General features: G+C 39.6%; 15 protein-coding genes. 1 reads left to right on the forward strand and 14 read right to left on the reverse strand.

The window, feature by feature from the left end; translation table 11 throughout:
* A partial coding sequence (locus ABVT42_RS21180) for an IS110 family RNA-guided transposase (RefSeq protein WP_367024380.1) occupies positions 1-706 on the forward strand: 706 nt, incomplete at its 5' end.
* A gap of 379 nt (positions 707-1,085) precedes the next feature.
* Here the strand turns inward: ABVT42_RS21180 and ABVT42_RS21185 are convergent.
* The 14 genes from ABVT42_RS21185 to ABVT42_RS21250 form a co-directional block, all read right to left on the reverse strand.
* Positions 1,086-1,877, reverse strand: coding sequence for a hypothetical protein (locus tag ABVT42_RS21185; protein WP_353898129.1), 792 nt, complete (start codon positions 1,875-1,877; stop codon positions 1,086-1,088).
* A 23-nt stretch (positions 1,878-1,900) separates the two neighbouring features.
* Positions 1,901-2,545, reverse strand: a complete 645-nt coding sequence (locus ABVT42_RS21190) for a hypothetical protein (protein ID WP_367024382.1) — start codon at positions 2,543-2,545, stop codon at positions 1,901-1,903.
* Positions 2,546-2,619: 74 nt separating this feature from the next.
* A complete protein-coding gene (locus tag ABVT42_RS21195; RefSeq protein WP_367024383.1) occupies positions 2,620-2,946 on the reverse strand; it encodes a hypothetical protein in 327 nt (108 codons plus the stop codon).
* 95 nt (positions 2,947-3,041) lie between these two features.
* Positions 3,042-3,359: a hypothetical protein gene (locus ABVT42_RS21200; RefSeq protein ID WP_367024385.1), complete on the reverse strand. Its 318-nt coding sequence runs from the start codon at positions 3,357-3,359 to the stop codon at positions 3,042-3,044.
* Between the two features lie 102 nt (positions 3,360-3,461).
* Positions 3,462-3,746 carry a hypothetical protein gene (locus ABVT42_RS21205; protein ID WP_353897962.1) on the reverse strand — a complete coding sequence of 95 codons (285 nt, stop codon included), beginning with the start codon at positions 3,744-3,746 and terminating at the stop codon, positions 3,462-3,464.
* 72 nt (positions 3,747-3,818) lie between these two features.
* Entirely contained in the window at positions 3,819-4,355 is a 537-nt protein-coding gene (locus ABVT42_RS21210; RefSeq protein WP_353897963.1) for a hypothetical protein, read from the reverse strand.
* A gap of 119 nt (positions 4,356-4,474) precedes the next feature.
* On the reverse strand, positions 4,475-5,236 hold the full coding sequence (locus ABVT42_RS21215) for a hypothetical protein (protein WP_353897964.1): 762 nt from the start codon (positions 5,234-5,236) through the stop codon (positions 4,475-4,477).
* 14 nt (positions 5,237-5,250) lie between these two features.
* Positions 5,251-5,838, reverse strand: coding sequence for a glycoside hydrolase family protein (locus ABVT42_RS21220; RefSeq protein ID WP_353897965.1), 588 nt, complete (start codon positions 5,836-5,838; stop codon positions 5,251-5,253).
* A gap of 448 nt (positions 5,839-6,286) precedes the next feature.
* A complete protein-coding gene (locus tag ABVT42_RS21225; RefSeq protein WP_353897966.1) occupies positions 6,287-6,682 on the reverse strand; it encodes a hypothetical protein in 396 nt (131 codons plus the stop codon).
* A gap of 93 nt (positions 6,683-6,775) precedes the next feature.
* Positions 6,776-7,153, reverse strand: coding sequence for a hypothetical protein (locus tag ABVT42_RS21230; RefSeq protein WP_353897967.1), 378 nt, complete (start codon positions 7,151-7,153; stop codon positions 6,776-6,778).
* A gap of 112 nt (positions 7,154-7,265) precedes the next feature.
* Entirely contained in the window at positions 7,266-7,589 is a 324-nt protein-coding gene (locus ABVT42_RS21235; protein ID WP_353897968.1) for a nucleotidyltransferase family protein, read from the reverse strand.
* 3 nt (positions 7,590-7,592) lie between these two features.
* A complete protein-coding gene (locus tag ABVT42_RS21240) occupies positions 7,593-7,991 on the reverse strand; it encodes a hypothetical protein (protein WP_353897969.1) in 399 nt (132 codons plus the stop codon).
* Between the two features lie 239 nt (positions 7,992-8,230).
* The gene (locus ABVT42_RS21245; protein ID WP_353897970.1) at positions 8,231-8,923 is read right to left on the reverse strand and encodes an HNH endonuclease signature motif containing protein; all 693 of its coding nucleotides are present in this window, start codon (positions 8,921-8,923) and stop codon (positions 8,231-8,233) included.
* 112 nt (positions 8,924-9,035) lie between these two features.
* Positions 9,036-9,365, reverse strand: coding sequence for an SMI1/KNR4 family protein (locus tag ABVT42_RS21250; protein ID WP_353897971.1), 330 nt, complete (start codon positions 9,363-9,365; stop codon positions 9,036-9,038).
* Positions 9,366-9,922 lie beyond the last annotated feature (557 nt).

Here is a 9,922-nt window from a genome sequence, read left to right on the forward strand (position 1 = left end):
GTATCAACTAAAAGCACTCTTGCTTCGCAATCATATTCACTACGATGGTAAGGCTAACTGGTCGGTTAAGCATATGCGTTGGTTAACTGATATGGTGCTGCCTCACCCTGCACAGCAAATTGTTTTGCAGGAAATGATTCAAACCGTCACTGAGCGAATAGCCAGACTGGAAAGACTGGACAACGAGTTAGTTCACCAAGTGAAACGCTGGCGCTATTATCCTGTTGTTAAAGCGATTCAAGCCATGCGCGGTGTTCGTTTATTGGTTGCTGCGGGTGTCATCGCCGAGCTGGGTGATTTAACCCGATTCGACCACCCGAGAAAATTAATGAGTTATGTCGGGTTAGTTCCGGGCGAACACTCCAGCGGCGGCAGACGAAAAGTCGGCAGTATTACCAAGTGCGGTAATGGTCGAGCAAGACGATTACTCACCGAGGGGGCGCATTGTTATCGCTACCCAGCCAATATCTCTCATGACCTACAAATTCGTCAAGAAGGCTTGAGCAAAACCATTATCGATATTGCCTGGAAGGCACAGCTTCGATTGTGTAAACGTTATCAACGATTGATGAAACGAGGTAAACATTACAACGTGGTGATTACTGCCATTGCTCGAGAAATGATTGCGTACATTTGGGCCATTACACGAGAAGTTGTTATCTCTCCTGTTAATCCCAAACAACGACTCTCTCGTGTACCAGCATGATTAAAAGTTTTGGATTCAATTGCAGATTAAACCACGGTAGGTGGTGTAATCTCCGACGGCGTTAGGATGGCTGATGATGAAAATTAATTAGACCCACGAGCATAGACTGAAGACAGGCACCACGACGAAATAAGTAAGGTAGGTTAATCGCTTGGCGATAAAATCCACGGATACCAGCATGAGAACCGTCGAAAGTTACTGGCTTTAATCTGTGATTGAATTCATCCAACTTTTTAGATTGCGGCACTTTGAAAAAATAGGGTGGGGATTTGTACGTTTTAATTGACAAAGGGAGTCATACCAACGCCGCGCTCTGCGGCTGGTTTGGAGCGCAGCGGAAAACCAGTCCGACAGCAGCGCTTTGTTAGGGCTTGATTGATCAAGACTCTGATCGAATATAACCGTCTTCATATAGCTTTTCTTTGACCAAATTATAATATACTTCAGGTATCTCAGGCGTGACTTCATAAAGCTCTTCAAGCCGCTCATTTCTGTACCAAAATGAACCATCAGCGATATAACACTGGAATCTGACACTTGAAAAGGAATTTGTTCTCGCGGGCTTTTTTACAGAATTGAAATGAGGTGTGACTGGCAAAAACATATAACCAACTACCAAAGGTAGATTTTTGCTTGTTTCTAGCAAAACCTTAAATGCTTTTTGAGAGTGAAAGTGTGTGTCAACAACCTCTATAGCGATGAAAGGTGATTTATCAGTTAGAGATAGGTTTTTTTCATCCCTGCCAAATATGTCGAAAACAACATATTTTCCGTATACAAGACCGAATTTTACCTCTTTTTCCCATTTATAGTTTCTGATTTTTACTAGAGGCTCGAATCCTTTGTCATGTTTGTCCCATGGACGCTCATAGTACCCTAAATTGTGTTTCTCATACTTATTTAGAAAAGCACATATCATTCTTTGCTGATTACTATGCTCTTCACTCTCCTTGATCCCTGCCTGCAAGTCAGTTCTTATAGGCTTTTTTTCGAAAAAATGAGGTGTTTTGGGGTGGTTCCTAATCCCTAACTGGAAAAAGCCTTGTGGCTTTTCCCTTAGATCTCTCTCACGTAAATCCGCTCTTCGTTCTTCATTAGTCAGCTCTAAATAGGAAACACGTTCCCATTCATTCTGATCATTTAAATATGAAGCCTCTTCGTATTTCGGCAATTTTCTCTCCTAGCCCTAACGCCTCAAGAACCGGTGCAGCTTGCTGCATCCGCGTTACTTGACTTGTTAGCTGCGGTTTCAATGTTTGCTAGACGATAGAAGAATGCAACGTACAACAAACTTAATTCGCGTAGAGCTTTGTATATAGGCTCAACGTGTTCTTTGCCTGAACAAGTACCGGAAACGTCAACTAGTGCTAGTACTTCTGTAATCTTGTTATCCAGTTTAACTGCAAGCTCGTAGCAGTTATGATCTTTTAAGGATTGGCAAATCGCAATTGCCTCGGCCAAAACTACTTTTCTACTCTCAAATGTTAATGAGTTATAGTCATCCGCGAAGTATTTAGCCAAGTCAACTTTAATTTCTTCACTTCTTTTTTTGCTAGAAACTGTTCCACAATAAACATTTAAAATTGCTGTTACTTTTGCGAATAAAGGACTATAAATTTCCTGCAACTTTAATATTGCGGAATTCTTCGATTTTGAATTTTCCATCGAAATAATAGATTGCTGTTGAAGTTTGGCAATTTCTAGATCTTTTTCTTTAGTAATTTCAGCGAGCCGCTTTGATTGAATAAACGCAAATAACATACCAGCCACTGAAACAAAATATGGACCAATAGCCTTTACTAGCTCGATAAGATTTATGGATTGCTCTGTATTAGACATGAAAACTCCATGAGCAGCTAACGCAAAAAGCATGTGTGCGTATTTTGCATCACCTGCCTTGACTGGTTAAATTTTTATCTAAGTGAAAATACTGAAAGCTTATGAGAGTTCTTATGGGGCCAACCAGACTTACACTCCCCACCTCCGAGAGCATAAACTTCTCTCTCCGCAGCTTTTGCCGTAATAGCCAAAGATAAAATAGCCTTATCAAAATCTAGCTTTGGATCTAACCAAAAACTATTACTATTACCACAACCAGAATTGCCTGTACCATCCTTTAATATAACAAGAATTATACCTCCATCTGCTTTAATAGATGCTACTTTACCTACATAGTCGTTTGCTGCATAAGACAAACTAGGAAGCAACATAATTAAAACAAGTATTCCTTTGTAAAACATAGCAATTACCTTTTTGTTAATTTAACGCGTAGCTAACCTGAAAAATTGCGAGCTACTTAGCGAGTAATTTATCGGGTTGAGCGCCTGGTTACGTTTTAACTTTCATCCGTAATGCTTAAAATTGTGATAGGGCGAAAATTACTATTGCCACACCAGCTAGGAATCGGGTCACCAGGGAAAACATTACCCGTTTTCTTTCCAGATGCCAGTAGCGTCATTGCAATCGTTAAAAAATGATTGAATTTCAGTTCCCCAACTTGAGATTTATCAACTAAATACCAATTTCCACTATCCATTTTTATCGCGAAATCTTCCCCACAATAAAAGATCTGTTTTACTTTTTCTCCGCTTTCGGCAATTGAAAATGACGACAAAGTTGCCAACAGAATTCCAACTAATAGTTTTTTTAACACTTAAATACTCCTTTGATTATATAAACGTAACGCCCGCGATAACCGGCGCGAGGTACGAGCGTCCGGCGCCACAGGCGCGTAGTTAATTGCCTTGTTAGGTGTTTATTCATATTTTTGCCAAATGGCCTCTACGTTCTTATATTGAGAGGGCAACTTTTCTTTAGCTTCAGATATAGAGTTGTAATCAGAGTCTTGCACCGACTGCCATTCTGAGTCACAGCTAATACGATAGATTTTGTCGCTGCCCGAATAACGGCAAATAGCCAAGCCAAATATTTCTGCTGCTACTTCTCCAGACTCAAAGCAAACAACACCGAATGGTTCGCTAACTGACCAAGCCCATTCGATAACTTTTGCTCCGTCAATTTCCTTTGGTGGTTTGCTCATGACTCTCCTGACACATAACGACCTAGCTGAGGGGCGGGCGATAGCACGTCCCTCTCTAGTGCCTTGTTAGATTTAGTTTGTGCAGTCATTTAACATACTTTGATATTGGTTAATTTCAGATGTTATTCGTTTCAAATAAACCACTGTGAGAAGACCCACGACAATAGCTGTTACTGTCCAAGTACAATCTATGTTTCGCCCCATACAACACCCAACGACTAACCAAGCCATGAAAGGAGATAAAAAGCCATTATCAACCCTTACATAATAAAAAGAGTTTAAGTTACTTATCCGTTCTAAGCAGTATTCAATTGTTTTCCCTTTCTTATCGTAATCAAACTTTGGTATTTTATCCTTGTCGGGAAAATCATTATATTCACTCCAGATTTTCGATACACCCCAGTTCTTAATCAATACTGAAAACTGGTGGATTATGACTCCTGTTGGCATAGCAACAGCTAACCCAGCAATAATTTTTATGGACTCTAAATTCGCTATCAAAAGTGTAATTAATTCATTCAAGTTATTCGCATCTTTTCCAAAGAAGAAGATCACAAGCCATAATATGAATACTGTTCCCGATATTTGATATCTCAAAAATTGTTTCATAATACTCCCTTGAAATCTAACGCCTGCGCTCACAGGTAAATTGCGAGCGCAGCGAGAAATTTATCCTTGTGCAGCGCATTGTTAAATTTATATACTTCCACATACTGTTACAAGCCATATTAAAGATCCTTGATCAGCTCCCAGATTCCGCTTGAGTTTACCGATAAAACAAATAAGCGAATATTAAAGTAATCTCCACCTTCTAAATGGTCATGTACAACAATGAAGACATCTTCAATGCCATCGTTGTTGCTATCCCCGAACCCCAAAATTTCAACCTCTTGATATCCCTCATCATGGAAGTAAGTTGATTTTGTTTTCGAATAAACATCTACTTTAGTTATAGGTGTAACATCTGCCCAAGTCCTTAGTTCGGCGTCACGAGCAATTCGCATTGATTCCTTTGTCGATATTTGCAATGCGAATATTTTAGGCCAAAGCTTTGGAGTTTCATTATTAAGAATGGTATTGGGCAAATAACTCTCTTTGGAATTTTGTGCATTTATTAAAAGCTGTGTCGCTTCACACATTATTTTAAACTCAAGATAGGCATTCATCTCACCATCTCTTATCGTGCGAGTTGTAGATTCTGCTTTATCAAAGTAATCGGCACAAGAAGAAAAAACAGACTCCCCAGATTTAGTATCCCTGACGTCGATATCTGCATACCAAGGAGCACTAATTAGCTCTGACAAATTACTAATATTATTTAATGAAACATCTGATGACGCTAACATAGAAGGCAGTGTAAACCCCGAGCTCCAGCTAACAGGAATACTCTTCGTCTTTCCATTTGATTCATTGCTGGCACAACTTGTAAATCCAATAGAACAAAGAAAAATAACCGAAATACGCGTAAACTTGAACAATGAATATTTCATAGTATCTCCAAGACTTATGGTTTAGCCGGATTTTTAACATTGGCCGCCGCTTTTTCAAATAAATCCTTCACGTATTTATTTCTTTCTGCTGAGATGGGTGACTTTCTGTTTGATTCCTTTGCGGCTTCGGACCAATCCTTCGCTTTCACTGCTTTTTTTAACCCTGACCATTTATTGTTCAAATCGGTCATTCCGACATTAAAAATAATGTCAAACAATGCCAACCTGACCTCAATTGGGTATGTCGTAAAATCAGGAAATATTCTTTTTAATTCGCTTTCAAAACTATCGATATGTTTATTAGTTAGTGTATTTATATCTAAATCTGACAGATTGAGCTTCGCCTGCTTTTTGTAGAAAGAAGCTAAACGATTTTTTGGTTGTTTTTTTACCGCCTCATAATCAGCCTTAATTTCATCCTTGGAGGCGGGCATATTATTACTCTTTTTAAAGTTTAACTTTTGTGCACTCGCTAGATCTTTGATTAGATGCCCAACCCCCACAGTAACATAGCCTTTCGAATCCAAATACATATAGTTAATTTTACCTTCATACTTTTCCATTTTTGTTCGTAAAGTAGCTTTCTCTGTTGCCGAAACCATTCGTCATCTCCTAATCTATTAGTACTGAATCGTGAACCTACTAAAATTTAACGCTTGCGTAATTCGAGAGGCGTGTTTTTTGCCGAATCGAAATTCACGCACTTGTTAGAAAATTCTAGTTCTTGAGATACATTGAACCATCACTCGTCAATTCATTGTAAGTACCACCATGCCAACCGTAGTTTGCGCATTGATGAGAGTAAATTCGCAATTTTTTGTTCCCCATAAATGCAGCCATTGAAATTGACAACAGTTTGTCATATTGTGGATGTTCTAAAGCAACATATATCGTGTTACCTACTGTACACTCTGAAGGGTTGCCAAAGTCACCTGTTATTTGAAATCCTTGCCCTCGTATTATTTCAATGTCAGCAACAGACGCAGTTTTAGTCNCATAAATCTCATTATTTCTCCAATTGTTTTTCTAACGCCTCAAACAGTAGTTCATCTACTGCTTTGCCTTGTTATGTTCATTGCAAGATATATTGCCGTTGTCCGACATTTCACAATCATCATATCCGAGATCGGAATATGACTGAAGCAATTGAAATATATCTTCTTTAAGTCTTAAATTAGACGATTTAGAAAGTTCACTTTCAAGCCATTTGAATATTTTGTCGGAGTCACTTAGCTCTAGCTTATAGTAAGGATCTAAATATTTATCTAAGCAAAGTAATATGGCTCTTTTCTCTTCCAGGCCATTGCTTTTATAGAATGAAAATATCGCATCCTTTCCAGACTCAACAACATCAATATGCTTTTGAGTGTATTGCACCAGGTCAACATTGCCACTCGCATAAGAGAATTGGAAAATAAAAAGAAGTAGATATATTAACTTACGCATTTGGCTCCTTTCGAAGATAACGCTTCGCTAACTCGAAATTTTGCGAGCGAGTTTGCGAGTAAATTTTCGAGTTCAGCGACTGGTTAAGTGCTCTCATTGCTCACCTTCAAATGAAAACTCTGTTCCATCGTACGCTACATATTCTTTAATTGATTCTTGCGCACTCTTACAGTGCAAACGTTGTAGCCACTCTAAAAAGTTCATTCGCTCCTTATTGTACGAAAAAACTATAGTAAAACAACCCTGTTTCGGAATATCAGATGCTACAACGTAGAAAAGATTTCCATTCTTGTGTTCAAAATCGGCGAATATTGGTGTTCCCAAATTCGAGACATAGCCGCGGCCTTCATTGATGAGTGTTTCGCGAGCCAGTACGCTAAAGTATTCTTTGAGTATTTTTGGTTCGGCCTTTTCTCTGGCCTCTAATCCAAAAGATAAAACAAGAATAATTATAAGTATGAGATGTTTCATTTTGGCCACTTAACGCCCGCATTTACGGCTGGTTAGGAGCGCAGCGGAAAACCAGTCCGCTAACATGCGCTTGTTAGAATTGCTGACTATTTCAATATCAATATTTCTACTTTTAATCATCGATAGTAAAGTGTTTTTTCATGTTGCCACTATTAAGCTTGCATAGTTGCTCAAATGATATGCAATTTTGCTTTGCTACAAAGTTAGTTTCTTCGGCTTCTTCAGGAAGCATGTATAGAACATCCAGAGGCAACATACTTCCTGCAGCTCTTATTTCTGACTTGAGCTGTGACAAAGCTATACCTGAGGGCCCAATTATAAGTATATCGAAGTCACTACCGACACCAGCTAGAGATGATCCAAACATGTAAGCGTGAAACTCAGACAAAGTTGGGCAGGACATCAATATGTGTTTTGCTACTTTAGATGCGTTCATTTACTAACTGCTTCGCATCAATTGTTTTAACTCTTCCCATTTCACTACTTCACACCCAAGCTCCAGCCCGGCATTTATTGCTTGCTGAGTTGGGCTTCCATTGGGATTTATATTCCAGGCAATATCAATTGGTCCAAATTGATCCCAAAAAGTTCGAATGGAATCTGCGGTAGGCTCGTACTCCATAATCATGCCAACACGGTAGCTTTTCCCATTTCTTAACGACATAGTAAAAACTCGGTCGTACTCTCGATTTAATTCGGTAATTGAGCCCATTTGCCTTATAAGCCTATATGAGAAAAAGTAGAGTTTATGTTCAGCGCTTATAAAATCACCGGTGTCGATAGCATCACTTAGCGAACCTGCATTACCCCATCCAATTTGGTTTTCTTGTGCATACATTATAGCGCCTCCTTCCCATATGCATTCCTTTCTATAGCCACAAAGAAAGTTCATGCTTGGAAAATCAGCATGATATTGAGCTACTAGCTCCCTCGTAATTCTGTATGATGCAGAGATGATTACAATTACTTCGCTTCCATCATGAAGCTCTATTCTAATAGCATCATCTCGGATGTGTTCCGCAGAAGTTAAACTTTTGTTTTTATGCAGATATTCAAGAGCGAATTTAATTTGCCACATCATGAAAAAATTCCGTCCATAGCCGCTGGGTAGCGGATTGCTTTTCCGGCAACACCACAAATATGTCGCGCCGCCAAACCTCTAACGTGCTCCTGATATCGAGCAAAAGTTTCTTGTTCATCAGGATTCATGTGACACTGATTTTTCTTAATAATTGCTTCGATGCGAAAATGGTTCGGAAGGATTACTCCTCGCATCCTATTTTCCCATGTCTTGGCTGCTTCAGATTCTGGGTTGTAATCGAAGCTATCCCCATCTACAGGGGCATATTCTTTCCATATAGCCTTGTTTTCAGCCATGAATGCAGCCACAGCCGCCCTAGCTTGATTACGATCCTCGTAAGTTTGGATTCCTTGACTGTGAGCCAGTGTTACTAAATGTTTACTTTTCCAACCTAGCAATGTACTCCTACTATAACCATCTGGCGCCTTATCGATGATTGTGTGACACGTTGGACACAGTAGTATGAGGTTTTCAAATGAATCTGCCTCAAATTCTTCCGTGGGTCGCTCTTCATGACGCGGCCCTTTTTCTCCATGAGGTATAACATGAGCCATTTCTGCAATATGTTTTTCACCGCCCATTTCGGCTGGGTAAAGCGGTTGAAGACAATCAGGGTTTTGACAATAACCTGCTGAATCAGAAAATAGCCGTAATTTGATTTCAGTTGATATTGCTTTACGTGATGCCATCAGGTACTTCTTCTTTTTTCATAAGTTCTTCTTTCGTTGGCACATAGAATTCTAACGCCCGCATTTGCGGCAAATTGGAGCGCAGCGGAAATTTGTCCGAAACATGCGCTTGTTAGGGCTTGCTCTTGACGCCGAATTGCTTCGCAAACTCGGGATCGATCCAAGCCGACTCTACCTGACCGGGCTCTAGTTCAACTTCTTCTGGAACAGAACACTTAGAAACAAAATCATCTACTGACCCAGAAAGAACTTCATTCTCTCCTGTTTCGTGGTCCCAGAAGCACACAGCCTCGTTAAGGAGAACGAAATAATTACCGCAATCATCCTCGGCTAGGACATGCGAAGTAACTAAGACTTCAGGAAACGGCTCCTTGGCTTTTCGGATTACGCCGCACTCAACGCCAGTTTCGCTTTTGAATACTTTACCAAATGCTCGATTCATATCTGAGCCCTAACGCTTGTTTAAATTGTGAGGCTGCTTTTTAGCCGAATCCATTTTCTAACCCTTGTTATGAGTACAATTGCGAAACCATTTCTGCTGAAAGAATATAAGCTCCAATAGATATTCCAAGAACAACAATTGAACCTAATGTGATCACCGAGCCCCGCTTTAATCCGTAAACTTTATACGAATATAGAGGTATGCCGACTGGAGCAATAAAAAAACACCAAAACGCGAGGCTATTTCTGCCCTTTTCACCGTTCTCTAAAGCGTGATAGTAACACCAGAAATAACAGAGTACTGCAAACGTAAATAAATGAATCACGTATGAGGCTTCTTGAATTCCCTTCACTGCCCAGAAATATCCGTCAGCAATTCCAGAAAGAGCGAATGAAATAATTATACAAACGAAAATAATCTGCGATTTCTTCATACTACTAGTAGCTCATAGACATAATGACTCCCTAGGAGTTTCAATTAAATTCAGTGCTAGCCCCCTATCGTGGGTTAGCTTTTCAGCCAGTGCCATAATATATGAGTCGTTAAACACCATATAA

Source organism: Aliikangiella maris, assembly GCF_040719265.1.
Taxonomy (GTDB): Bacteria; Pseudomonadota; Gammaproteobacteria; order Enterobacterales; family Kangiellaceae; genus Aliikangiella; species Aliikangiella maris.

Excerpts from the sequence above, each read along its gene's own strand:
- ABVT42_RS21230 (WP_353897967.1), bottom strand. The coding sequence starts at position 7,153 with ATGAAACATCTCATACTTATAATTATTCTTGTTTTATCTTTTGGATTA.
- ABVT42_RS21210 (WP_353897963.1), bottom strand. The coding sequence starts at position 4,355 with ATGAAACAATTTTTGAGATATCAAATATCGGGAACAGTATTCATATTA.
- ABVT42_RS21245 (WP_353897970.1), bottom strand. The coding sequence starts at position 8,923 with ATGGCATCACGTAAAGCAATATCAACTGAAATCAAATTACGGCTATTT.
- ABVT42_RS21215 (WP_353897964.1), bottom strand. The coding sequence starts at position 5,236 with ATGAAATATTCATTGTTCAAGTTTACGCGTATTTCGGTTATTTTTCTT.
- ABVT42_RS21195 (WP_367024383.1), bottom strand. The coding sequence starts at position 2,946 with ATGTTTTACAAAGGAATACTTGTTTTAATTATGTTGCTTCCTAGTTTG.
- ABVT42_RS21235 (WP_353897968.1), bottom strand. The coding sequence starts at position 7,589 with ATGAACGCATCTAAAGTAGCAAAACACATATTGATGTCCTGCCCAACT.
- ABVT42_RS21205 (WP_353897962.1), bottom strand. The coding sequence starts at position 3,746 with ATGAGCAAACCACCAAAGGAAATTGACGGAGCAAAAGTTATCGAATGG.
- ABVT42_RS21220 (WP_353897965.1), bottom strand. The coding sequence starts at position 5,838 with ATGGTTTCGGCAACAGAGAAAGCTACTTTACGAACAAAAATGGAAAAG.
- ABVT42_RS21190 (WP_367024382.1), bottom strand. The coding sequence starts at position 2,545 with ATGTCTAATACAGAGCAATCCATAAATCTTATCGAGCTAGTAAAGGCT.
- ABVT42_RS21240 (WP_353897969.1), bottom strand. The coding sequence starts at position 7,991 with ATGTATGCACAAGAAAACCAAATTGGATGGGGTAATGCAGGTTCGCTA.
- ABVT42_RS21225 (WP_353897966.1), bottom strand. The coding sequence starts at position 6,682 with ATGCGTAAGTTAATATATCTACTTCTTTTTATTTTCCAATTCTCTTAT.
- ABVT42_RS21250 (WP_353897971.1), bottom strand. The coding sequence starts at position 9,365 with ATGAATCGAGCATTTGGTAAAGTATTCAAAAGCGAAACTGGCGTTGAG.